General features: G+C 42.6%; 24 protein-coding genes and 1 pseudogene. 19 read left to right on the top strand and 6 right to left on the bottom strand.

Features of this window, described 5'->3' with window-relative positions:
• From ABMY41_RS15305 to ABMY41_RS15295, 3 genes and pseudogenes are all read left to right on the top strand, one after another.
• Positions 1–119 (top strand): annotated as a pseudogene (locus ABMY41_RS15305) (ISAs1 family transposase); the annotation flags it as partial.
• Between the two features lie 25 nt (positions 120–144).
• Positions 145–1,011 (top strand): GMC family oxidoreductase, encoded by an 867-nt coding sequence (locus ABMY41_RS15300; protein WP_349275320.1) that lies wholly within the window; start codon positions 145–147, stop codon positions 1,009–1,011.
• Positions 1,004–1,516, top strand: coding sequence for a hypothetical protein (locus tag ABMY41_RS15295; protein ID WP_175082509.1), 513 nt, complete (start codon positions 1,004–1,006; stop codon positions 1,514–1,516). The genes ABMY41_RS15300 and ABMY41_RS15295 overlap by 8 nt, the downstream gene beginning before the upstream one ends.
• A gap of 30 nt (positions 1,517–1,546) precedes the next feature.
• Here the strand turns inward: ABMY41_RS15295 and ABMY41_RS15290 are convergent, their stop codons facing one another.
• A complete protein-coding gene (locus tag ABMY41_RS15290; protein WP_063529020.1) occupies positions 1,547–2,878 on the bottom strand; it encodes a sugar MFS transporter in 1,332 nt (443 codons plus the stop codon).
• A gap of 160 nt (positions 2,879–3,038) precedes the next feature.
• On the opposite strand from ABMY41_RS15290, the gene agaR reads away from it, so the two are divergent.
• The 3 genes from agaR to tatA all read left to right on the top strand — a co-directional run bounded on the left by agaR (position 3,039) and on the right by tatA (position 7,146).
• Positions 3,039–3,803, top strand: a complete 765-nt coding sequence (gene agaR, locus ABMY41_RS15285; protein ID WP_289097006.1) for a transcriptional repressor AgaR — start codon at positions 3,039–3,041, stop codon at positions 3,801–3,803.
• Between the two features lie 315 nt (positions 3,804–4,118).
• Positions 4,119–6,935, top strand: coding sequence for a TonB-dependent receptor (locus tag ABMY41_RS15280; RefSeq protein ID WP_349275318.1), 2,817 nt, complete (start codon positions 4,119–4,121; stop codon positions 6,933–6,935).
• A 55-nt stretch (positions 6,936–6,990) separates the two neighbouring features.
• Complete coding sequence (tatA, locus tag ABMY41_RS15275; RefSeq protein ID WP_082401550.1) at positions 6,991–7,146, top strand: twin-arginine translocase TatA/TatE family subunit; 156 nt, start codon at positions 6,991–6,993, stop codon at positions 7,144–7,146.
• Between the two features lie 12 nt (positions 7,147–7,158).
• Here the strand turns inward: tatA and ABMY41_RS15270 are convergent, their stop codons facing one another.
• A complete protein-coding gene (locus ABMY41_RS15270; RefSeq protein WP_349275316.1) occupies positions 7,159–8,238 on the bottom strand; it encodes a mechanosensitive ion channel domain-containing protein in 1,080 nt (359 codons plus the stop codon).
• A gap of 122 nt (positions 8,239–8,360) precedes the next feature.
• On the opposite strand from ABMY41_RS15270, the gene ABMY41_RS15265 reads away from it, so the two are divergent.
• The 3 genes from ABMY41_RS15265 to ABMY41_RS15255 all read left to right on the top strand — a co-directional run bounded on the left by ABMY41_RS15265 (position 8,361) and on the right by ABMY41_RS15255 (position 11,235).
• Entirely contained in the window at positions 8,361–9,323 is a 963-nt protein-coding gene (locus tag ABMY41_RS15265) for a YihY/virulence factor BrkB family protein (RefSeq protein ID WP_349275314.1), read from the top strand.
• A gap of 88 nt (positions 9,324–9,411) precedes the next feature.
• Entirely contained in the window at positions 9,412–10,254 is an 843-nt protein-coding gene (locus tag ABMY41_RS15260) for a pirin family protein (RefSeq protein ID WP_175078707.1), read from the top strand.
• 9 nt (positions 10,255–10,263) lie between these two features.
• Entirely contained in the window at positions 10,264–11,235 is a 972-nt protein-coding gene (locus ABMY41_RS15255; protein ID WP_349275313.1) for a glutathione S-transferase family protein, read from the top strand.
• Between the two features lie 41 nt (positions 11,236–11,276).
• Here ABMY41_RS15255 and ABMY41_RS15250 read toward each other — a convergent pair whose 3' ends face one another.
• The 4 genes from ABMY41_RS15250 to ABMY41_RS15235 form a co-directional block, all read right to left on the bottom strand.
• Positions 11,277–11,852 carry an AAA family ATPase gene (locus tag ABMY41_RS15250; protein WP_244926734.1) on the bottom strand — a complete coding sequence of 192 codons (576 nt, stop codon included), beginning with the start codon at positions 11,850–11,852 and terminating at the stop codon, positions 11,277–11,279.
• 89 nt (positions 11,853–11,941) lie between these two features.
• On the bottom strand, positions 11,942–12,199 hold the full coding sequence (locus tag ABMY41_RS15245) for a hypothetical protein (RefSeq protein ID WP_063527972.1): 258 nt from the start codon (positions 12,197–12,199) through the stop codon (positions 11,942–11,944).
• Positions 12,199–12,645 carry a hypothetical protein gene (locus tag ABMY41_RS15240; protein ID WP_287243470.1) on the bottom strand — a complete coding sequence of 149 codons (447 nt, stop codon included), beginning with the start codon at positions 12,643–12,645 and terminating at the stop codon, positions 12,199–12,201. The genes ABMY41_RS15245 and ABMY41_RS15240 overlap by 1 nt, the downstream gene beginning before the upstream one ends.
• Before the next feature lie 5 nt (positions 12,646–12,650).
• Positions 12,651–12,992: a DUF883 domain-containing protein gene (locus ABMY41_RS15235; protein WP_287243468.1), complete on the bottom strand. Its 342-nt coding sequence runs from the start codon at positions 12,990–12,992 to the stop codon at positions 12,651–12,653.
• A gap of 460 nt (positions 12,993–13,452) precedes the next feature.
• Between ABMY41_RS15235 and mraZ the strand changes: the two genes are divergently transcribed.
• From mraZ to murG, 10 genes are read left to right on the top strand one after another with little or no spacing between them, the layout of a single operon-like run.
• Positions 13,453–13,911: a division/cell wall cluster transcriptional repressor MraZ gene (gene mraZ / locus ABMY41_RS15230; RefSeq protein WP_054552739.1), complete on the top strand. Its 459-nt coding sequence runs from the start codon at positions 13,453–13,455 to the stop codon at positions 13,909–13,911.
• Positions 13,912–13,941: 30 nt separating this feature from the next.
• Positions 13,942–14,877, top strand: a complete 936-nt coding sequence (gene rsmH, locus ABMY41_RS15225) for a 16S rRNA (cytosine(1402)-N(4))-methyltransferase RsmH (RefSeq protein WP_349275310.1) — start codon at positions 13,942–13,944, stop codon at positions 14,875–14,877.
• Positions 14,877–15,203 (top strand): cell division protein FtsL, encoded by a 327-nt coding sequence (gene ftsL / locus ABMY41_RS15220; protein WP_175078701.1) that lies wholly within the window; start codon positions 14,877–14,879, stop codon positions 15,201–15,203. Before rsmH ends, ftsL begins: the two co-directional genes overlap by 1 nt.
• A complete protein-coding gene (locus ABMY41_RS15215; protein WP_349275308.1) occupies positions 15,200–17,017 on the top strand; it encodes a penicillin-binding transpeptidase domain-containing protein in 1,818 nt (605 codons plus the stop codon). The genes ftsL and ABMY41_RS15215 overlap by 4 nt, the downstream gene beginning before the upstream one ends.
• Positions 17,010–18,488, top strand: a complete 1,479-nt coding sequence (gene murE / locus ABMY41_RS15210) for a UDP-N-acetylmuramoyl-L-alanyl-D-glutamate--2,6-diaminopimelate ligase (protein ID WP_349275307.1) — start codon at positions 17,010–17,012, stop codon at positions 18,486–18,488. The genes ABMY41_RS15215 and murE overlap by 8 nt, the downstream gene beginning before the upstream one ends.
• A complete protein-coding gene (murF, locus tag ABMY41_RS15205; RefSeq protein ID WP_289097001.1) occupies positions 18,485–19,873 on the top strand; it encodes a UDP-N-acetylmuramoyl-tripeptide--D-alanyl-D-alanine ligase in 1,389 nt (462 codons plus the stop codon). Before murE ends, murF begins: the two co-directional genes overlap by 4 nt.
• Positions 19,867–20,949, top strand: coding sequence for a phospho-N-acetylmuramoyl-pentapeptide-transferase (gene mraY / locus ABMY41_RS15200; protein ID WP_054552733.1), 1,083 nt, complete (start codon positions 19,867–19,869; stop codon positions 20,947–20,949). The genes murF and mraY overlap by 7 nt, the downstream gene beginning before the upstream one ends.
• On the top strand, positions 20,950–22,275 hold the full coding sequence (gene murD, locus ABMY41_RS15195; protein WP_349275305.1) for a UDP-N-acetylmuramoyl-L-alanine--D-glutamate ligase: 1,326 nt from the start codon (positions 20,950–20,952) through the stop codon (positions 22,273–22,275).
• Complete coding sequence (gene ftsW / locus ABMY41_RS15190; RefSeq protein ID WP_054561050.1) at positions 22,272–23,447, top strand: cell division protein FtsW; 1,176 nt, start codon at positions 22,272–22,274, stop codon at positions 23,445–23,447. The genes murD and ftsW overlap by 4 nt, the downstream gene beginning before the upstream one ends.
• Positions 23,444–24,517 (top strand): undecaprenyldiphospho-muramoylpentapeptide beta-N-acetylglucosaminyltransferase, encoded by a 1,074-nt coding sequence (gene murG / locus ABMY41_RS15185; RefSeq protein WP_062566491.1) that lies wholly within the window; start codon positions 23,444–23,446, stop codon positions 24,515–24,517. Before ftsW ends, murG begins: the two co-directional genes overlap by 4 nt.
• Positions 24,518–24,519 lie beyond the last annotated feature (2 nt).

Raw genomic sequence — 24,519 nt, 5'->3', positions numbered from 1 at the left:
TGGCGCTTTTTAAACAAGATACATCTAAGTCAGCTAGTATGGCGAGGAAAAAGAAAATGGCAGGGCTAGACGATGATTACCGCTCAACCCTGTTAGAGTCTGGGATTAAAATGCGCTAGCCGTGATAGCGGGCAAGCCACAGGTGTGAAAGTAATTGATGCTGAATCTAAAAAAGAGCGTATCGAGCGAGCGAACATCATTTTTTGCTGTGCATCAACGGTAGCCACAACAGCCTTGTTATTAAATTCAACCTCTGCACGTTTTCCTAATGGTTTAGGGAACGATAGTGGAGAGCTTGGCCATAACCTCATGGATCACCATTTTAGGGTTGGCGCAACGGGTGAACCAAAAGGTTTTGCTGATGACTTTAATGATGGCGACAGACCCGTAGGCTTTCATATTCCGCGTTTTCGAAACCTTGATGATAGTGAGCAGCATAGCTTTATTCGCGGCTATGGCTATCAAGGATACGCAACACGCAAAGATTGGCGACGGGGCTTTAAAGAACTTAGCTTTGGTAAGGCTTTTCGAGAAGACCTTGCCAAACCTGGGCCTTGGCAAGTTGCATTAATAGGCTTTGGTGAATGCCTGCCTTATCATCGTAATAAAATGAGCTTAGATCCGGTATTAAAAGATCAATGGGGATTACCTTTAGTTAATTTTGATTGTCAATTTGCTGAAAACGAGCAGCGCATGCGCGAGGATATGAAAGCGCAAGCCGTCGAGATGCTCAGCAAAGCTGGTTATCAAAATGTACAAGCGTACGATAAAGGCTCAGCGCCGGGGCAAGCCATCCACGAAATGGGAACTGCGCGCATGGGACATGATGCTACAACCTCAGTGCTTAATCGTTACAACCAAATTCACAGTGTGCGTAACGTCTATGTCACTGACGGCTCGTTTATGTGCTCGTCGGGTTATCAGAACCCTTCGTTAACCTATATGGCATTTACTGCAAGAGCCGCCGATCATGCTGCACGAAATTATCAAAATGGGGTGTTCAATGGCTGATCTACAAAGGCGAAATGCCATTAAATGTTTAGCAGCATTATTCGGTGCGGCTATTACGCCAGTGGCTGCGACTCAGCTATTTGATAAAGTGGATGACAATCATTTTGAGGTGCTTAAAACAGCGGCTCACCGGGATGTGGTCACGCAAATGCAGGCGGTTATTTTGGAACTGGAGCCAAATGAACAGCTGTATTTTAATTTAGTCGCTTTCACAGATTTAATGCTAGCAAATACACTAACTACGACTGAGCGTACGGCATGCTTAAAAGGCGCAGAGCTGATTGCAGAAGGTGCTCTTTCATCGTCGCAATTAGCAGATAAACTCACAGGTTTATTTACTATTTCTTCACTGCAGCAACAGCGCATAATAGCGCAGCAAGCCTTATCTCTTTCAGAAGTGAGCCCTGATAAGCATGACGAGTACTTAATTTATAAGTGTATTTTTACCGTGCGTGAATTTTTGCTACTGGGCTATTTCACATCAGAAAAATTGCAGGCTAGTTAAATATTAAAACAACTAAGCCTGCCCATGTCGTTACTTACGCCAACTTGTTAGTTTGTGACCAATCAGTGCGTAATAAAGAATAAACGCATAGCAAGGGATCAACAGATAGTAAGCTTGTTGTGCATTGCCCGTATATTCTGCAAATACACCGTATACCAAAGGCAATAGCGCGCCACCTGAAATCCCCATAATCAGTAATGCCGCGCCGGTTTGGGTTTTATCGCCAAGATTTGCAAGGGCCATAGGCCAAATGGTCGGCCATACCAGCGCATTCGATAAGCCAAGTAATGCAACAAATAACACGGTATCTGGAAAACTGTTATCAGCAAGCCAAAAGAGCACTACGTTTGCAATCGCAGTTTGTTGCGGTTCAATCAAAATGATACCAAGTGAAAACACACAACCACTTAACGCAGAAAATATCAGCGCCTGTTGCTGACTAAAAAAGCGAGGAATTAATACGATACCTAAAACATAACCTAGCACCATAAAGCCCATGGTGTAAGAGGTGAGTTCTGCGAACTGCAATACCCCTTGTTCTTTGCCGTAAAGGCCAATAGTGTCGCCGGCAATGACTTCTGCACCTATGTAAAAGAATAGGGCTATCACGCCTAAAACTAAGTGTGGAAATTGCAGGACTGATTTACTCTCGCTGTTGTTGCTGGTTTTTGGTTGTTCAATATCAGGTAGCGGGGCCAGCATGATTAACGCCGCTAATATTGCTAATGCGATTGCCATTACAAGGTAAGGAGTAATTAAACGATTAGCCAGTTCTTGTAACTGTAATTGCTTTTGAATGCTGTTTAATTGAGCCAGAGCTTCTGGGCTAAAGTTGGCAATGTCGCTAAATACAATCGCTGAGAAGAGCAATGGAGCCACCACACCAGCACTCTTATTGAGAATACCCATAATGCTAATGCGCACGGCTGCTGTGTCTTTAGAGCCAATAAGCACGATGTAAGGATTCGCAGCGGTTTGTAATAAGGTAAGGCCGCTACCTAAAGTAAATAAGGCAACCAAAAACAACCAGTAAGCCTGAATTTGTGCCGCAGGAATAAACAACAGTGCACCAAATGCCATGGTACCTAAACCAAACGACATACCATGCTTATAGCTGAATATTTGCAAAATCTTAGCGCTTGGCAGTGCCATCACGGTATAGGCGATATAAAACACCAGTGTCACCATATAAGCTTCAATATGGTTGAGATCGCAGACCATTTGTAAAAATGGGATCAAGGAGCCGTTAAGCCAGGTTATAAAACCAAATAAGAAAAACAAGCCACCTATAATCATCATAGGCAGTAATTGCGTGCGATTGGTGTGTTCTGTTTGCTCTAACAGTGAGCTTTGTGTTGTCATTTTTGTCACCAAAGAAGTTTGTTGTGAAATAATCATAAAACAGAATTCGTAAGTTTTGAAAGTTTTATTTTATTTCGAAACTAAATTTGGCTTTGAAACTGTAAATTGTGTAATATTGAACTACAAATTTGAAAGCAGCTATTAAAACAACAGGCCAGCTATGCTAACCACAATAGAAAGAAGACAAAAAATCGTCCTGATGACTGAGGAAAATGGCAAAGTAAATGTTAAAGATCTCGCAAAGACCTTTGATATTTCGGAGGTTAGCATTCGCCATGATCTTAACGAGCTCGGTAAACGTGGCTTAGTTGTCCGTTCACGTGGTGGGGCAATTGCCTGCGATAAATTGGCTAAAGAGCTTTCGGTAAAAGATAAGCATAACGAAAACTACGCAGTGAAAGTGTTATTAGCGAAAGCTGTGGCAAGTTTGGTTGATGATGGCGACTCTTTAATTATTGATTCTGGCACCACCACAGAAGAAGTTGCCAAAGCATTAACCAATAAGCAGGGCCTTACTGTGATGACAAACGGCCTTAATATTGCCCATGTACTGGCAGATATTGAAGATGCAAATGTGTTTATGCTGGGTGGGCAATTGCGAAAGAAATCAATGTCTTTTTACTCAAATGAAGTCGAGCAAGCACTTAGTAAATATAACTTTAAAAAGGTTATTTTAGGGGTTGATGGTATCGACTCAGAAGTAGGGATCACCACCCATTATGAGCCCGAGGCAATGCTGAATCGCACCATGTGCACCCGCGCAGATAAAGTCATTGCAGTCACAGATTCAAGTAAATTTGGTAAGCGTGCTTTGTATAATGTATTGCCGCTTAAATCAATCGATGTGCTGGTTACAGATAAAGATATGCCGGCAGAGTTTGTTGAATCATTAACAAGCTTAGGTATCGAGGTGATTACCGTTTAACTATCTAGTTAAATAGAATTAATGAAAGGTGGCTTTTGCCGCCTTTTTTGTTATCCAAAATAAATCGTACCAGCCCACCGAAAGAAAATCTTTAAAAAAAATCATTATCGTAACTTTCGAAATTAAAGTCCCATATTTAAAGGCATTCGAAGCCATTTTTTTCATATATAAAACACATTTCGTAACTATCGAAAGTTTCACAAGGTAATTTATTGTTGCTAGATTGTTTCATTTTGTTATAGATTAAATATAAGGCCTTACTCATTACCATTTTTATGGTGAAAAAATCTGAACATTTAAAAACAGGAAATCATCATGGCAACAACAACTAGAAAAACATATTTGAGCGTGCTGATAAGCTCGATTCTGGCCTCATCAGTCAGTTTCGCTGCAACTGCTCAACAACAAGAAAACGATAGTAAGGTCGAAGAGGATGTTGAGGTTATTGAAGTTACAGGGATCCGTAGCAGTATTAAAGAATCAAACTTTCGAAAGAAAGAAGCAACGACGGTTGTTGATGTCGTTGTCGCTGATGACATCGGTAAGTTCCCCGATGAAAACTTAGCGGAAGCATTGCAGCGTATTCCGGGTATCACCATTACTCGTAATGGCGGTGAGGGGCAAAATATTTTAGTGCGTGGTTTAGGTGGCGGCTACAACATTACCACGTTGAATGGTCGTAAACTGGCTTCTGAAAACTCAGGCCGCGACTTTAACTTTGACACCATTGCTTCAGAGTTAGTGGGTGCGCTTCAGGTGTATAAGTCGCCAGAAGCACGCTTAATTGAAGGGGGCATTGGTGCAGTTGTTGATATCGAAACGCGTAAACCACTAGATCAAGACGGCTTTACCTTGAGCGCTTCAGCAAAAGGGATTTATGAATCGCGAACAGGCGATGTACATCCACATGCTTCATTCATCATCGGTGACAACTTTAATGATGATACCTTTGGTGTGCTTTTCTCTGGTGCGTATTCTAAGAAAACCTTACGTGCAGACACATACTCAGCAAGCGGCTTTTTTGACGAAGAAGAAGGTTGGGGAGCAGACAGCGCAGGTGTGCCAGTCGACATGAACGGCAACGGAGAAATTGATGGGCAAAGTGAAATATTTGCCTCAAAAATCCCGAGTTACATGTATTTTGCGAACGCGCAGGATGTGCGTGAACGCGTCGGTGCGACGTTAGCAATGCAATGGCGCCCAACAGATACCCTAGATATTAACTTTGATGCTCTTTATTCACGTTACAATACTGACGGTCATCGCTATCAAATTGGTTTTGTAAACTATGATGAAAGCTGGACGCCAGGCACGCCAGTGTTTACTGATGCAGAATTTGATGACACAGGCCGTGTAGTATCAATGACGCAAACCGGTAACACCATGGTGGAGCTACTCAACCTAACCAACCCACGTAAAACCGATACTTATCAGTTTGCCCTTAATGCTAAATGGTATCCAATGGATGGCCTAACACTGGCTGTGGATGTTGCCCATTCAAAAGCGAAAAACGAAAACGGCGGTGATAACCGCTTTATTGTTGCGCGTGGTTTTATAGACTCAATTGGGATTGATTACACCACGGGTAATATGCTGCCAGATGTGACCTTATCGCCGGGCTTAACTGCGGATCAATCATACGGTGCTCACTATAGCCGTAATACAGGTACTGGGGTTGAAGACACGGTTAATGACTTTAAGTTTACCGGTACGTTTGTGCCTGAAAGTGATTTTGTGACCCGTGTTGATTTTGGTTTAACTTACCTTGAACAAACTAAAAGTCAGCTTGAATATGCATCTAAAAATGCCAGCCAATTCAGTAATGGTGGTCAATATTTAGAGCGCGATGGCTATGAATTTGATGACAGCACCGTAGTGAATGTGGGTGACTTTAACCTCTTTGAAATCCCAAGTGATGTGTTTGTTGAGGCGAATTTCGATAACTTCTTAGAAGGCGAAAGTAGCATTACACCAGAGCCGTGGCCAAGTTTCGATTACGATAAGTTACTTGCTTATTATCGTTCAATTAATGCAGAAGCGACCGATAAGAGCATTGTTGCATCGCTAAATTCATCGGGTACTTATGAGGTAACCGAAGAAGTTCTTACCGCATATGCGCAAGTGACGCTCGAGAGCACTCTTGCAAACATGCCGTATATGTTAAACGTTGGTATTCGCGGCTCGCAAACAGAAGTGAGCTCTAAAGGGTCAGTGTATGATCTATCGTTAATTGACTTACAAGAGGATGGTAAACCACTTGAAAATGGTTGGCGCGAAACCGTTGAGCAATCATTTAAAGGAGACTACAGCAACATTTTACCAAGCATGAACTTCAAGCTTAGTATTACTGATGATTTGATTTACCGTTTTTCTGCGGCACAAGTGATTAGCCGCCCATCGTTAGGCTATTTACGCCCATGGCTTGCGCCAAACTTTGATACGTATCGTGAAGGGTTACCACAACTTTCGATGGGCGATTCATCGTTAACACCAGAAGAAGCTAATCAAGCCGATATGACCTTAGAGTGGTACTTTGAAGACAGCAGCTCGTTAAGTGGTGGGGTGTTTGTCAAAGACCTGAAATCATTTATCGATTACGTAGAAAGCCCCGTTGAAATTGAAGGTGTGCGTTACTTTGCATCTTACCCTGGTAAGAGTAAGTACGGTGCAACGATCAAAGGTGCTGAGTTTGCTTATCAGCAGTCGCTCGAAAACTTACTACCCGAACCTTTCAATGGCTTAGGCTTTCAGCTTAACTACACTTATGTTGACAGTAGCTACGATGAGCCAGAGCTAAAAGAATCAGGTTTGCCATTTAGAGGCATGTCGAAGAACTCATATAACGCCGTGGTTTACTATGAGCAATATGGTTTCCAAGCACGTTTAGCGTATAACTGGCGTAGCAAATTCTTATCGGATCCTGATGCATGGGGTGGTCCATATTGGATCTCTGATTATGGTCAGTTAGATGCCAGCATGAGCTATAACATCAGTGACCAATTCACAGTATTTGCCGAAGCAACGAACTTAACGAATGAGCGTTATTGGGGTTACACCAAGCGTACAGACCAAGTGAGTTACCTTGAGCGTTTTGGTACTCAAGTTGCCTTGGGTGTTCGCGCTAGTTTCTAATTTTAGTGTTGTACAAGCGCCTGTAAGGGCGCTTTTATTTTAAAAAGAGGTCGTTATGGCAGGAATTAGTGTTTGGCAATTAGCCATTATTGCCGCAATTGTGGTGCTGTTATTTGGCACAAAAAAATTATCTCGAATAGGTGGAGATTTAGGGACGTCAGTCAAAGGGTTTAAGCGTGCTATGCAAGATAAACCCAATGATGAAGCCTAGCTCTCAAGTACTTTAAATTATATTGCTACCCTGTTCAGGGTCGCGAGATTGATCGGCTTGTTCGCGAATATCATCGGCATCACTGCTAACGTCATCAAGGCTATGGTCGTCGAGTGATTTTGCCGTTTTTGGCTCTGCGCTTACATTATTGTTTAGCTGCTCGGTATCGTTTTCGCTATTTAAAATAATTCGCTCGCGAGCATCATCAGGCATGCTGATTTGCTCTGCTAAATAGGTATTGACCAATTCTCGCATTAATTGTGATGCCACTTTGATAGTACTGTGTTCATTACTATTGACCCAAAAATAAATGGTTAGATTAAGAGTCGCTGAGCCTAATGAATCAATTAACACTTGGCTTGGCGGATCATTAATAACAGCAGGGTTTTGATTAACCACTTTCATTGCTAATTGTTGGGCATAGCGAATGTCATTATCGTAGCCAATGCCAACATTAAAGTGACCCCGCATTTTCGGGTTCGCAGTGAGGTTTTTAATGACGTTTTTATACACGGTCGCATTAGGGATTTGAATGTGATTACCATCAAAATCAACCAAGGTGGTGGCGCGAGCCGTAACCTTTTTAACTACCCCTAAACGACCATCAACTTCGATAACATCGTCAATACGAAAAGGGCGCTGCACACTAAGCAGCATACTTGAAATAAAGTTTTCGGCAATATCGCGAAAAGCAAAACCTAAAATAAGCCCGACTAAGCCAGTCCCACTCATAATCGCCACGGCAAAACTGGTAAGCCCAGCAAGACGCAAAAATAAGTACACGCCAAACAAGATGATAATGATGCTAAAAAAGCGCCTAGTCACCACATGCAAAAGTTTACTTTCACTGACAAAACCAAGCGGTTTGATTAATAAATACGATAAAGGGCGGGCTAATAAGTAGCAAACGATGATGGCTACAATTCCGAGTGTCAGTGCAGGTAACATTTGCCATGTAGTATGTAAAAACTGCGTAATTTGAGAGTTTAAGTCTTGCCAAGATAAGCTCTCAGGAATTGCTTGTGACGTTACTGAAATTGTCGGTGTAAACAAACTAGCTAACTGATTCTTAATAAGTAAATAATAACTCATCGCACCGCTCCATGGACCTTTATACTGTTTTTATAAGCTTAGCTTAATGCAATTCAGACGCCATTATTACTGGCAAGTTGTTTGCAGTTTGAGAGTGTTAAAGGCAATTTTTTAGGTCGTTTATGAGTAAGGACAATCGAGGTTACCAAGCTCGCTCACCGATGGAGATCCCAATGCGAGGCTGGTGGGATATCAGCAAGCGGGTTTATCACAACCTATCACAAGACAATTTATCTTTTGTGGCGGCAGGCGTGGCATTTTATGCCTTGTTGGCTATTTTCCCTGCGCTGGCGGCTATTGTCTCTGTGTATGCATATTTTGCCTCGCCAACAGATATTTATGATCAGCTTGATAAAGTGATTGCCATTTTACCTGAAAGTAGCCGTGACATCATTTTGCTACAAGTAAGTGGCATCACTCAGCAATCACAAAAGGTATTAAGTGTCAGCGCCATAGGGACCTTGTTATTAACAGTTTGGAGTAGTAGTAAAGGCTGCCAAGCTCTCATCACTGCCTGTAATATTACCTACCATCAGCGTAACAAGCGCCAGTTTTTTATGGCATTAGTGGTGCGTTTTTTATTTTCGTTAGGTGCTATTGTGGTTGCGCTGGTGGCGTTATTGATCATTGGTATTTTGCCAATAGTGCTTAATTTAGTTGGTCTAACTGAGCTTATCGATTTAATGATTCAGCTTATTACTTGGCCGCTATTAGCCATTATTTTTAATTGTGCTTTAGCGTTTTTATATCGTTATGCGCCTCACAGAACGCCCGCCAAATGGCGCTGGATCACCCCAGGTTCAATACTTGCCACGTTGCTGTGGATTATCGCATCAATCGGTTTTTCATATTATGTATCGCAATTTTCGAGTTATAACGAAACTTATGGTTCGTTAGGTGGTGTGGTGATCATGTTGATGTGGCTTTATATCAGCGCATACATCATCATTTTTGGTGCGGCCATTAATGCTAGTGCTGAACAACAAACCTTAGTCGATAGCACCATAGGGCCAGAGAAAGAAGTTGGAGAGCGGGGTGCTACAGTGGCTGATAGATTAACCAGACAACAAAATGAGCATTCTTAAAAATAGAATGATTAGCGCTAATTTTACTCATGGTTGTTAGTTAAATTAGCGCCTACAATCATTTCATACAATTTACGGGAGTAAAGTTATGAAAGTGATTCAACAATTAAATAGCCATGCCACACAAGATGGTGACGGCGTAAACATCAGTCGTATTCCTGGCTTTGATGGCAAGTATTTAGACCCTTTTTTAATGATCGATGAGCTTAAGTCAGATGATCACAGTGATTTTATGGGCGGCTTTCCTGCGCATCCTCACCGTGGTATTGAAACCTTTACTTATATTATTAAAGGTGGCTTTGAGCACCAAGATCAAATGGGTAACAAAAAAGCGATTCGCGCTGGTGATGTGCAGTGGATGAGTACCGGTTTTGGTGTGATCCACAGTGAAATGCCATTAGCAGATGCCAAAGAAGGCATGCACGGCTTTCAGATTTGGCTCAATATGCCAAGTGCTGAGAAGCTAAGAGCACCACGTTATCAAGATACCACTGAAGCGCCAGCACCAATGACTCAAAATGAGCAAGGTGTTGAGCTTAAAGCGTTGGCAGGAAGCTGGCAGTTTGCCGGTGAAAAGCAGGACTCTAGCCTACAAGACCTTGCCGCTGATGGCATGCTTGCCGATGTAACTTTACCGGCTGGTACGCAGTTTTACCATGCACCATTAGCGCAAACTAAGGTGATGATTTATATCCATACTGGAGAAATTCATACTGAACAGGGCGGCCCAGTTAAAGCAGGCAGCTTATTGATTTTAGAGCCTGGCAGCAACATTGAGTTTAACTCGCAAACTGGTGCAGGGGCGTTAATTCTAGCCGGTGAGCCGCTTAAGCAACCAATCGCTCATATGGGCCCGTTTGTAATGACAACCCAAGCTGAGTTACAGCAAGCAGTGCGTGACTATCAGCTAGGTAAATTTGGCACACTATAGGAGGTTATTGTGGGATTACTAGTAAATGGCCAATGGCAAGATAAATGGTACGACACCGATAACAATCAAGGTGAGTTCAAACGTGAGGCAGCCCAGTTACGTAACTGGGTTACCGAAGATGGCAGTGCAGGGCAAAGTGGTGATACGGGCTTTAAAGCTGAGAAAGATCGTTACCATCTTTATGTCTCTTTAGCTTGCCCTTGGGCTCATCGCACTTTGATTTTTCGCCATTTAAAAGGCCTTGAAGATTACATTAGTGTGTCGGTTGTAAGCCCTGACATGTTAGAGCATGGCTGGACCTTTGATAAAGATAATCACAGCACCGGTGATGCACTTTTCGATAGCGACTTTATGCATCAAATTTATACGCGTAACAAAGCAGATTATTCAGGTCGTGTTACGGTTCCCGTGCTTTGGGACAAAAAAACGCAGCGTATTGTTAGTAACGAATCTGCTGAAATTATCAGAATGTTTAATAGCGCGTTTAATGGCCTTACAGGTAATGAACGCGACTTTTATCCGCAATCGTTGCGCTCTGAAATTGATGAAGTTAATGAGTTTGTTTATCACAATATTAATAACGGGGTGTATCGTGCTGGCTTTGCGACAACGCAAGAAGCTTATACAGAAGCCTTTGATAATCTCTTTGCCGCTCTAGATAAGATTGAGCAACGTTTAACAGCTAATCGTTATTTAGTGGGTGACACACTGACAGAGGCCGACTGGCGTTTATTTACTACTATAATTCGCTTCGACAGTGTTTATGTGGGCCACTTTAAATGTAATTTGCGTACTATCGAGAGCTATCCGGCGATCAGCAACTATTTGCGTGAGTTATATCAAGTTGAAGGTGTAAATAAGACCGTTGATTTTTATCATATAAAACGTCATTACTATTTTAGCCACACCATGATCAACCCAACTCAAGTTGTGCCAAAAGGGCCTGATATAGACTACGCTCGACCTCATAATCGTGGTTAATAGACCTTGATAACTAACAGTTTAATGGCTTGATTAAACTGTTAGTTATAACTATCCATGACCTTGCGGATGGTGTCGATGCCAAACATCACCTTTTGAATAAATGACTCTGAACTTTTCACTAAATTAAAGTTAGGGTGCTGAGACCAAACAGCTTGTAGTTTGTCATCAAGCAATATGGCTTGCTGATCAGATTCGTTTCTTACTGGGTTATTAGAATGAATACTCTGCCCAGATTTAGCAGCTGTTTCAAAAAAGATCACCGCATCATACTGGTTAAGTTCGATTTCTAGACTGGTGTTTAAACACTGAAAAAACTCATCTTGTTCACCGGGCCAGTAGGCAAGGCCATCTAAGCTACCACGATCACAAAGCATTAAACGATCTGGGTGCATGGTTCGCTGAATATGTTCAAGGTGTTTTTGTAAGCTGAAGATAGCTTGTTGATGGGCTTTGATAAGATGAGCTGAATCGCCTCGTTCTATTCCACCACTGAAAAGCATGGTCGCAGACTCTGGCACCACGACAATTTGTTTTGAAAACTCACGTCTTAATAGATCGATGGCTGTTGTTTTGCCACCACCAGGTCCGCCTGTTAATACAATCCTTTTTTTCACCTTACATTCTCACAAATTGCTCGTTTGTGTTTAAGGTAATGAAAACAGCTGGCAAAGAGAAGTAAAAAGCAAACATTACATGATAAAGATCACAACAAACGCAGTAACCAGCTGAAGCGGCTGACTTGTTTCAATTTACCGTCTTTGTGGTCTGAGTTATTGAGCGCTTCGTAGCCCATTCCCGCAGTGAAGGCACTGGCAATACCTACTTTACTTACTGCAAAGCGTTTTAAACGGTATTTGAATGCTTGATGGTGTTGACGTTTAAGTTCATCTTGTAGATCCATTTGTTGGCTTAGTTTAGTCACTCTGTGCTGTGGTTTATTAATAAAATAATCAATTAACATCATTCATCCCTATTAATATTCAGTAATTGACGAACGCTCTTGAGCGTATGATCAAAACCAATTTTACTGCTGACATAACCAATGTTTTTCCAAAGCCATGCAAGACAAAGCAGTTGTAATGCAATCAGTGAAATAGCGGCTAACCACAATGATTGGCTAAAGCTAAATATTGCGATACCGATAGTAGCAAGTAAACCAGCCCAAAGTAGCACCAAGCCGCCTGCAAAACAGACGAGTAGGATGATCGTTAAGGCGAGTGAGCGTGTTGATAAGCGCCACTCAGCAGCTGCAAGTTGTTTGCAAGTTCCAGTTTGTTTGCGGTAGTCAATGTATAGCTGTTTGCCGTAATCAGATAATTTAGCAAGATGATCTTGCCACTGATCAGCGTTTAACGGCTGTTCAGTGGCATCTTGCGTTTTCTCATCTGTAGATTGAGAAGACTGCATAACAATTACTTACGACGAATAAGAGCAGTTACTAACATGCCTGCAGCAAAGGCAATACCTGCTGTTGCAAGTGGGTTCTCTGATGCAAGTTGACGTGTTTTACCACTGTACTCATTAATTTTAGCGCGTGCTACAGCTTGCTTTTCAGAAAGCGTTTGAGCAGAGCTCGATGCGCCTTGGCGAACACTATGTTCAGCACTTGCTGCACGAGTTGAAAGTGCATCAACAGCGTGATGTGCTGCTTCAGTTGCTTTTTCTGTGAATGGCGCCTCTACTTGAGCCGCGTTCGAGTTTGCACTGCTATTAGTTTGTGTGCTTGAGTTCGATTTTGAAGTTGCGGTAGTCATAATCATTCCTTAAAAATTGCCATTTAATTGGTAGCTAACCTATCGCAACCTTCATACCAAATGGTGAAATCATTAAATTTCAATGTGTTAGATGTATTTAAATGGCGATAATTAGAGGTTTCCCGTAACTCTTGCAGGGTGATTAAGTAAAAATTACAACATTCGATAATTTTGTAATTATTCATTGGTTATTCATTAACCATTTTTCCCTAATACATCGCCAAGAAAATTGAAAAAATATTTTTTTTCGATGTTTTCCACTTTTTCCCACGTAATTCATAGGCTTTGCTTGAGGCCTTATTTTTTCTGGCTTCACAAGGCGCTTATGATGATCTGCTTACTTGACAAAATGGCTTGTCAAGCCCTAAACTGGAGCACTGTGGTAAAAAGTGGTTTTTAGTGGATCAAACTGGATCAGAAATAATCATTAACGATTAACAACCTATTTTTAAGGCAAGTTATGTTTCGGGGTGCGAGCTCTCTGAGTTTGGATGATAAAGGACGCTTTGCGGTACCGACTAAGTACCGAGATGCGATCTTGTCTGAAGATCAGGGAACGGTTATCTGCACTGTGGCCTTAAATGAACCTTGTTTGTGGTTATACCCGCTAGCTGAATGGCTCGAAATTGAAGAACGATTATTAAAGATTTCGAACATGAATCCACGCGCTCGCCGTATGCAACGTATGCTGCTCGGTAACGCTACAGAGTATCAACTAGATAAAAATGGCAGAATTTTGCTGGCGCCGTCGTTACGCGCACATGCAGAACTTGGAAAAAAAATCATGTTGGTTGGCTTGATGAACAAGTTTGAAATTTGGGATGAAGATCGTTGGCATGAACAAATGCGCCAAGATACTGAAATTGAACGCCTAGGCGATTTTGAGGCGAATCCTGAGTTCGATAATTTCTCACTCTAACCACAATAATAAAAAGGCAAAAAATAGCTAATGACAGCGCAATTTGAACATGTCTCTGTACTGATGGACGAAACCATAGATGCTTTGGATATTAAACCCGAAGGCATTTACATGGATGGCACATTTGGTCGCGGTGGGCACTCTGGGCAAATTCTTGCGCGTTTAAGTGAGCAAGGTCGTTTACAAGCAATTGACCAAGATCCACAAGCTATTAAAGCCGCCGAAAAGTTTGCTGATGATGCACGTTTTTCGATTGCCCACACTCGTTTTTCAAACCTTAAAACAGTTGCTGAAGATAACGATTTAATCGGTAAAGTTGACGGTATTTTGTTAGATATCGGTGTTTCTTCGCCACAGCTTGATGATGCTGAACGCGGTTTTAGCTTTATGAAAGATGGCCCGCTTGATATGCGCATGGACCCAACCAGTGGTCGCAGTGCTGCACAATGGCTAGCTGAAGCTGAACTTGAAGATATTACCCATGTGATTAAAACCTACGGCGAAGAAAAGTTTGGTCGCCGTATCGCTCATAAAATAATTGAAACACGTGAGCACACTGCAATCACAAGCACTAAGCAGCTTGCTGACTTAGTCGATGAAGCGGTGCCAGTGAAAGATAAACACAAACACCCGGCTACACGTACATTCCAAGCGATCCGTATTTATATCAACAGTGAACTTGAAGAAATTCAAACTGCATTGCAAGCCGCTGTTGACGTTTTAAAACCAGGTGGGCGCCTAGTCGTTATTTCGTTCCACTCGTTAGAAGATCGCATTGTTAAGCAGTTTATAAAAAAACAGAGTAAGGGAGAGGCGATACCCAGAGGTCTGCCTTTGACTGACGCACAAATAAATAAAGACCTGACGTTAAAGGCAGTGGGTAAAGCCATTAAGCCGAGTAAGGCGGAAATAGAAGCAAATCCGCGTTCACGTAGTTCGGTGTTAAGGGTTGCTCAGAGGTTGTAATGAAAGCCAAAGCGACACATCGCCAACCTAATTTATTTGTAGAGATTTTTAAAGGCCTAGGAGCTAATAAGCTGACCTTGGCCTTGTTGGTTGTGATTCTGGCTTCAAGCTTGAGTGTGGTTCAAGTGACGCATCTAGCGCGTCAACAATTGATAGAACAAGATAAATTATTGCAAGAGCGTGATGAACTCGATCTTGAGTGGCGTTACTTGCTTGTAGAAGAAGAGTTTTATTCTCAGCATGCGCGCATTGAAGAAGTGGCAACCATGCAATTAGAAATGAAACGACCAACTAGTAAAGATGAACAGGTGGTGGTACTGCAATGAGAAGCAGAGGGAAAAAGCCAACGAATACCTTAATCACATGGCGTTTTTCGCTGGTGTGCTCGGTGGTGTTCTTAGTATTCATGTCGCTGGTTGCGCGAGCCGCATTTTTACAAGTGATTGAGCCAGACAAAGCGCGCTCAGAAAGTGATAAACGTACTGTGCGAGTTGAAAAACAACATGTACAGCGTGGCATGATCTTCGATCGCAATGGTAAAGAGTTGGCAGTCAGTGTGCCTGTGGTGAGTGTGTATGCTGATCCTAAAGCGCTACATAAATCACTGATCAGCAAGGTACTACGTCAGGCCCGCAAAAACGGCGAGGATCAACAAGCGCTTGCTGAAAACACCGCTGAATTAAATAAACGTATTGCCACTTACTACAATAACGATATTCGTTGGCGTGAGCTTGCCGATGTGCTGCGTATTGACCCTAGTAAAATTAACTCTCGCCTTCGTGACAACCCAAAGCGTCGCTTTGTTTATTTAAAACGTCAAGTTACTCCTGCTGTAGCTAACTACATTGGTGACCTTCGCTTACCAGGCATCCATTTGCTCGATGAATCAAAACGTTATTACCCAGCAGGTGAAGTAACTGCTCATGTTATTGGCTTCACTAATATTGATGGTCATGGTATTGAAGGCATTGAAAAGCTATATGAGAAATCGTTAACCGGTGTTGAAGGTCAGCGTACTATTCGTAAAGATGCGCAAGGCCGTGAAGTAGAAGTTCTTGATGAGCGTGAGCGTGTAGAGCCAGAGAATATTCATTTAAGTATCGACCAGCGTATTCAAGCAATTGCTTATAAAGCAGTGAAATCAGCGGTGTTATCGTACAAAGCGACCTCAGGTTCAGCCATGGTTGTGGATGTTAAAACCGGTGAAGTGTTGGCTATGGTAAATAGCCCATCGTTTAACCCAAATAACTTATCAGATGCTGCGCCGCATAAGCGTCGTAACCGTGCCATCACCGATTTGTTTGAGCCTGGCTCAACTGTTAAGCCGCTAGCCATTTTAGCTGGTTTAGACTACGGCGTAATTCAACCGGATTCAATTGTTGATACTTACCCTGGCTGGATGCGAGTAGGTGGAAGCCTTGTGCAAGATACTCGTAATCATGGTGAGATGACGTTAAGAGAGATCTTAAAGTATTCAAGCAATATGGGTGTGACTAAGGTCAGCCAAGAGTTACCAAAAGATTACTTTGTTGGTCTTTATCAAAAAGTTGGTTTTGGCAGCGACAGTGGTACGGGCATGGTTGGTGAAAGCAGTGGTTTATTTTATCCAAATCGCCGCTGGTCTGATCATGAAATTGCCGCACTATCATTTGGTTACAACTTAGCAGTAAGTACCGCACAAATGGCGCGTTTTTATGCCATGTTAGGTTCTGGCGGCGTTATGCGCCCATTGACTGTACTTAAACAAGAGTCGGTACCAGAAGGTGAACGCGTTTTTCAACAAAAAGATGTTGAAGCTGTTGTTCACATGATGGAAAGCGTGTTTGAGAAAGGTGGAACTGCACAAAAAGTTCACGTTGATGGTTATCGTGCTGCAGGTAAAACAGGTACCTCTAAAAAAGCCGCTGTTGGTGGTTACGGTGACGAATACGTTGGTTATTTTGCTGGTATCGCACCTGCAAGCAACCCGCGTTTAGCGGTAGTAGTATTGATTAATGAGCCGGGTGGAGATGTTTATTACGGCGGTGCGACGGCAGGTCCTGCATTTGCAGAGATTGTCTCCAATGCCTTAAGAATTCTAAACGTTGCACCGGACAAAGATGCGGTTGCGTACGTAGAAGGCAAAGATAACGATGCGTGATTTAAAACCGATTCTTAATCATATTGATGTTGAGGCCAATAGTTTAGTGGTCAATCAACTACGTCTTGATAGCCGAGATGTAAAAGCTGGCGATGTGTTTGTCGCCATAAAAGGTCATCAGCTTGATGGCGGACAGTTTATTGAAAAAGCCATTGAAAATGGTGCGGTGGCAGTTATTGCTGACCGTTTATGTGAGTTCGAAAGTGACTTTGAACCACTTTATTTAGTTACCGATTTAGCGAAAAAGCTGCCTGCACTTGCAGCTGCTTTTTACCAGCAACCATCAAAGCAGTTGGATTTAGTGGGTGTGACAGGCACCAATGGCAAGTCAACGACCACAGCGATGATCGCGCATTTAGCACAGCACTGTCATAAACGTGCGGCTGTGATTGGTACGCTCGGTTATGGGCACCCTGATAACCTGACTGAGCTTGCAAACACCACACCATCGAGCGTTGATTTACAGCGTATTTTATCTGAACTTGTAACAGAACAGCATGATGTTGTGGCTATGGAAGTCTCATCTCATGGCTTAGTTCAGCAACGTGTTGATCAGTGTAAATTTAAAGCCGCTGTGTTTACTAACCTTTCGCGTGACCACTTAGATTATCACGGCACGATGGATGCCTATGGTGATGCGAAGTTGATGTTAATGCGTGACCATATGCCTGAGCTTGTGGTGCTTAATCAAGATGATGCGCAAGTTGAAGCATGGTTAGAAAAATACGACTTCAATAACCTAATTTGTTACGGCCATAAAAACCTAACGCCTAAAAATGCGCGTTTTGTTTATTTCAGCGATGTAACATATGATAATGCCGGTATATCGGCGAAGTTCGATACCAGTTGGGGACAGGTTGAAGTTAATTGCACCCTGTTTGGCGAGTTCAACTTATATAATTTAGCCGCTGCAATGGCTACTTTATTAGGTATGGGTTACCCACTTGATTTACTCGTTGAAGGGTGTAAATCATTGCAGCCTGTTGCTGGGCGCATGCAGGCATTTAGTGCGCCAGGTCAACCGACTTGTATTGTTGACTATGCCCATACTCCTGATGCGTTAGCACTAGCATTACAAGCATTGCAAAAGCATGTTCCAGGTGGCGTCAGCTGTGTGTTTGGCTGTGGTGGTGACCGTGATAAAGGCAAACGTCCGATGATGGCAAAAGCTGCTGAAGCTAATGCAGACCGTATTATTGTCACCAGTGATAACCCAAGAAGTGAAGACCCAGACGCAATTATTGCTGATGTGATTGCAGGGCTTGAGCAGCCTGAACGCGCACATTGTGAAGCAGACCGCGCGCAGGCTATTAGTTATGCCATTGCGCAAGCAGGTGCTGATGATGTCATTCTAATTGCGGGCAAAGGCCACGAAGACTATCAAATTATTGGCGACCAACGAATCGACTTCTGCGATCGTCAATATGTACAACAACAATTAATAGAAAAATCGCAAGGGGCGCAGTTATGATCCCTATGGATTTTGATTGGCTAGCTAAAGTTCTAGCAACAGATTACCAAGGTGGTAATCAAACGGTAAAAAATATTAACACTGACACCCGTACTTTGTGCGATGGTGAAGTGTTTTTAGCGCTACAAGGGCCTAATTTTGATGGTCATAAATTTGTTGCGCAAGCTAAAGAAAAAGGCGCGATAGCTGCCATCGTAGCACGTCCTGTTAACGTCGATATTGTGCAGTTTGTGGTCAGTGATACACGAATTGCGCTTGGCCAAATTGGCGCAGCTGTGATGGCACAGGTTGCACCAAAAACAATTGCTATCACAGGTAGTGTAGGTAAAACGACCGTTAAAGAAATGTGTGCGGCGATTTTATCTGGTCACGGTGAAGTACTGGCAACAAAAGGCAACTTTAATAATGACATTGGTGTACCACTGACGTTATTACGCCTTGAACCACAGCACCAATATGCGGTGATTGAATTAGGTGCCAACCACATTGGTGAAATAGCTTACACAGTAGCAATGACGAAACCTGATGTTGCTGTGGTATGTAATGTTGCAGCTTCTCACTTAGAAGGCTTTGGCTCACTACAAGGTGTAGCAACGGCCAAAGGCGAAATCTATGACGGCTTAAAGCCTGATGGTGTTGCTGTAGTTAATTGCGACAGTGATTATGCCGATTTTTGGCTTGATAAATTAACTGATCGCAACGTAAAACGTTTTTCTACTAGCAAACAATTAGATTATTGGGCAGAAGATGTGGTGCTTGATGAGCAAGCCCGTGCTTCTTTTGTGCTTTGTAATAAAGATAAAAAAGTACCTGTCACTCTGGCATTACCGGGCAAACATAATATTGCTAATGCGTTAATAGCCACCGCGTTAACCACTGAGCTGGGTGTAAGCCTCGAAAGTGTTGCATCGGCGCTGGCAACCATGGGTGAAGTTAAAGGTCGTGTAAACGTCCTTAAAGTGTCAGACACATTGACGGTTATTGATGATACCTACAACGCGAATGTGCAATCGGTTAAAGCGGCAATTGATTTATTAAGCGATATGCCGGGGCGTCGTATTTTTGCGTTAGGTGATATGGGCGAGCTTGGTGAAGAAGCGCGTTTTTATCATCAACAAGTCGGTGAATATGCACAGCAAAAAGGCATTGATGAACTTTATAGCTTAGGCGTACTAAGTAAATCAGCCAGTGATGTATTTGAAAAGCCAAACCGCCACTTCTCAAGCCGTGAACAATTATTACAACAATTACAAAGTGAACTTGCTCAATCGACGCAAAAAACCACAGTTGTTGTAAAAGGTTCGCGCAGTTCTCGTATGGAGCTTGTGGTCACAGATTTAGTAAATAGCCAGCAAAATGGCAACAATGGAGTATCGTCATGTTAGTTTGGCTGGCCGAGTATTTAACACAGTATTACAGTGGTTTTAATGTTTTTTCTTACCTAACGCTGCGCGCGATTTTAGGTATTTTAACAGCACTACTTATTTCACTTTATTTTGGCCCTAAGCTAATTCGTGCATTACAAAAAATGCAGATTGGTCAGGTGGTTCGTCACGATGGTCCAGAGTCACACCTATCTAAAAAAGGCACGCCAACTATGGGCGGTATTTTGATTTTAGGAGCGATTTTTACCAGCACATTACTGTGGGCAGACCTTTCAAATAAATATGTTTGGGCAACCTTATTTGTTGTGGGCTCGTTAGGTGTAGTTGGTTTTATTGATGACTACCGTAAAGTGATCCGCAAAGACCCTAAAGGCTTAATTGCGAAGTGGAAATACTTTTGGCAATCAGTGATTGCGTTAGTGGTTGCCAGTGCGCTTTATTTTACCTCGCAGCAAGGCAGCGAAACCTCATTAGTTGTGCCGTTTTTCAAAGACGTGTTACCACAGCTAGGGTTGTTTTATATTGTGATGACTTACTTTGTAATTGTAGGTACGTCGAACGCGGTAAACCTAACAGATGGCCTTGATGGTTTAGCGATTGTGCCAACCATTTTAGTGGCGGCAGCACTTGCTATTATTGCTTATTTAACAGGTAACGTTAATTTCTCAAGCTACCTACATATTCCGCATTTGCCACTCGCCAGTGAGCTTGTGGTTGTGTGTACAGCAATTGTGGGAGCTGGACTTGGTTTCTTATGGTTTAACACCTACCCAGCACAGGTATTTATGGGTGATGTAGGCTCATTAGCACTCGGTGGTGCTTTGGGTATTATTGCGGTGCTGGTTCGTCAGGAATTGGTACTTATCATCATGGGTGGTGTGTTCGTAATGGAAGCATTGTCGGTGATTTTACAAGTGGGCTCTTACAAATTACGTGGTCAACGTATTTTTAGAATGGCGCCTATTCACCACCATTATGAATTAAAGGGTTGGCCTGAGCCGCGCGTAATTGTGCGCTTTTGGATTATTTCAATCGTGCTAGTACTTGCTGGCCTTGCGACATTAAAGATCAGGTAAATGACAGTTATTAACGAGATTAAAAACAAACAAATTTCAGTGCTCGGACTCGGTGTAACCGGTCTGGGCATTGTGCGTTTTTTATTATCTCAGAATATTAAGCCAATTGTTGTTGATAGCCGCACAGCGCCGCCGGGTGCTGATTGGCTAAATGAGCATGCCAGTGAGTTAACGACCCACTTTGGTGATTTAGAGCAGGCAGACTTAGCCAGCAATGACATTATTATCATCAGCCCAGGTCTAAGCCTCGCGACACCTGCTGTAGCAAAAGCGATTGATGCTGGTGTTGAAGTGGTTGGTGACGTTGAGCTTTTTGCCCGTTTAACCGATAAACCAATTGTTGCGGTGACAGGTTCAAATGGTAAGTCGACTGTAGTTACATTGGCGTTTGAAGTACTTAAAGCGGCCGGTTATAAAGTAGGCCTTGGTGGCAACATTGGTACTGCGGTACTTGATTTATTATCGCAAGACTATGACGTGTATGTGCTTGAACTGTCGAGCTTTCAGCTTGATACCACACACAGCTTAAAAGCAAAAAGTGCCTGTGTATTGAATGTTAGCGAAGATCACCTCGATCGTTATCCAAGCTACCAAGCATACATTGACTCTAAGCAAAGTATTTATAACGGCTCTGAGCTTGCGGTAGTTAATGCCATTGATGTGGCAACGCATACTGCAAAGCAGCCCCAAGTGAGCTTTGCGCTCGCTAATGCAGATTTTGCCTTGGTTGAACATCAAGGTGAGCAATACTTTGCAGCACACGGTAAGCCAGTATTACCAGCAAGCTACTTAAATGTTGTTGGCTCACACAATCAACAAAATGCCTTAGCGGTGATGGCATTACTGAGCCCGTTTGATATTGCTAAAGAGCATTACCAGCAAGCGTTTAGTGCTTTTACTGGGCTTGCACACCGTTGTCAGTTTGTTGCTGAAATTAATGAAGTAAAATACTTTAACGATTCAAAAGCGACCAATGTAGGTGCAACTATCGCTGCGATTGAAAGCTTAGCTGATCAAGCAAAGCAACTAGTTGTGATTGCCGGTGGTGATGCAAAAGGGGCTGATTTAGATGCCTTAAAGCCATACTTAAACAACAAAGTAAAAGCGCTTGTTTGTTTCGGTAAAGATGCTAAAGCGTTAGTGGCTTTGACTGAAAAAGGTCACCTAACCACCAACATGCATGAAGCTGTGCAACTAGCAAAACAGTTAAGCAGCAGTGGCGATATCGTTTTATTAGCACCTGCATGTGCCAGCATTGATATGTATAACAATTATATGCAACGTGGTGATGACTTTGCGCAGTGCGTATTGGCGGAGGCAGTATGATTGCATTTGCTGACATCCGTGAAGCATTAACACCAAAACAATCGCCGCAACTTTATGATGTGCCGTTATTGTATTGCATGTTGATGTTGATTGGCGTTGGCTTTGTGATGGTAACCAGTGCCTCTATGCCAACAGCAGAGCGATTATTTGATAATCCGTATCACATTATCATTCGCCATGGCATGTTCTTAATTATGGGCTTTTTCTTATTTTGGATTGCCACTAACGTGCCTATGGATTGGTGGAAGCGCAGTAACGCCTATTTATTGTTGCTGGGTTTAGGTTTGCTGGTTTTGGTGCTGATTGTTGGCCGTGAAGTGAACGGTGCAAAGCGTTGGATACCTATTGGCCCAGTGGGCTTTCAAGTTGCTGAGGCCGCCAAATTGTATTTCTTTAGCTACATTGCTGGTTACTTAGTGCGTAAACGTGAAGAAGTACAAGAGAACTTAAAAGGTTTCTTTAAGCCATTAGCTGTATTTGGTGTGTATGCGTTTTTGATTTTGATGCAGCCAGACTTAGGTACAGTGGTTGTATTGTTTGTGACGACAGTTGGTTTGTTATTTTTAGCGGGTGCTAAGTTATGGCAGTTTTTTGGCCTTATCTTAACGGGTATTGCTGCAGTGGTAGTGCTAATTATCGCTGAACCATATCGTATGGCTCGTGTAACAGGCTTTTTAGAACCGTGGGAAGATCCATTCGGTAAAGGTTATCAGTTAGTACAATCGCTAATGGCGTACAGCCAAGGTGGTTGGTTTGGTCAAGGCTTAGGTAATAGTGTACAAAAACTACAATACCTGCCCGAAGCACATAATGACTTTATCTTTGCAGTGATTGGTGAAGAGCTCGGCTTTTTTGGCGTATTTAGTATTTTGATTGTGCTTGCTGTATTTGTATTCAGAGCCCTGTTAATTGGTCAAAAAGCGCTGCAATGTGGCAAAGAGTACGAAGGCTATTTTGCCTTTGCTATTGGTATCTGGTTTGCGTTTCAAACCATGGTAAATGTTGGTGCAAGTGCCGGTATTTTACCAACCAAAGGCTTAACACTACCGTTTATTTCGTACGGTGGCTCTAGCTTATTAATTATGACCATAGCAACAGGTGTACTTTTGCGAATAGATTTTGAAACAAAGATGGCGACTAAGCAGGCAACCTCACGTGGAGGTAAGCGATGAGTAAAAAATTACTTGTTGTTGCAGGTGGTACCGGTGGCCATATTTTTCCAGGTATTGCAGTTGCTGACTTTTTAAAACAGCAAGGCTGGCAAGTTAGCTGGATTGGCACGCCTGATAGAATGGAAGCAACGGTAGTACCTAAGCACAACATTGAGATTGATTTTATCAATGTGAAAGGTGTACGCGGAAATGGAATTAAACGCCTGATTAAAGCACCTTTTATGGTGATGAATGCGATTTTTCAAGCACGTAAAATTTTAAAAGCTCAAAAGCCTGATGTTGTTCTTGCTATGGGGGGCTATGTGACCGGACCTACTGGCATTGCAGCAAAGAGCTTAGGAATTCCTTTGGTTATTCATGAGCAAAATGCTGTTGCTGGCATGAGTAACCGCTGGCTTGCGAAGTTTGCCAACAAAGTGCTGGCAGCTTTTCCATCGGCTTTTGCAAAAGAACAATGTGAGGTAGTCGGTAACCCAGTCAGAGCAAGTGTCGCTAATGTCACTGCTAAGCAAACAACGACACCAATTAATGTGCTGGTGGTAGGCGGTTCACTTGGTGCACAGGTACTAAATGAGACTTTACCTGCTGTATTCAGTGAACTTTCAGCGCTAACAACGCTTAATATATGGCACCAAACGGGTAAAAATAATGAACCGAATGTGACTGCCAGCTATCAACAGTTAGGGTTAACTGAAAATAGTAAAGTCGCTGAATTTATTGATGATATGGATAGTGCATATCAATGGGCCGATTTGGTAATTTGCCGTGCTGGTGCGTTAACGGTGAGTGAGATTGCGGCAGCAGGAAGAATGGCCTTATTTGTGCCTTTTCCGCATGCTGTAGATGACCATCAAACTGCCAATGCAAAGTATTTAGTGACTGAGCAAGCTGCGTTGATTATGCAGCAAAGTGAGTTTAACCAAGCGGCGGTTGTTGAGTTATTAACGCCTTACGTAAATGCACCAGAAAAAATTTCAACAATGGCAAGTAAAGCAAAACAGCTTGCTATTTTAGATGCCACAGCCAATGTTGCAAAACGCTGTGAGCAACTAGCAGATAGAAGAGATTAGTA

The organism is Pseudoalteromonas sp. BZA4 (genome assembly GCF_040104395.1).
In the GTDB taxonomy this organism is placed as follows: Bacteria; Pseudomonadota; Gammaproteobacteria; order Enterobacterales; family Alteromonadaceae; genus Pseudoalteromonas.
Note: the sequence above shows the minus strand (reverse complement) of the source record. Positions and strands in the feature narration are given on the sequence as shown.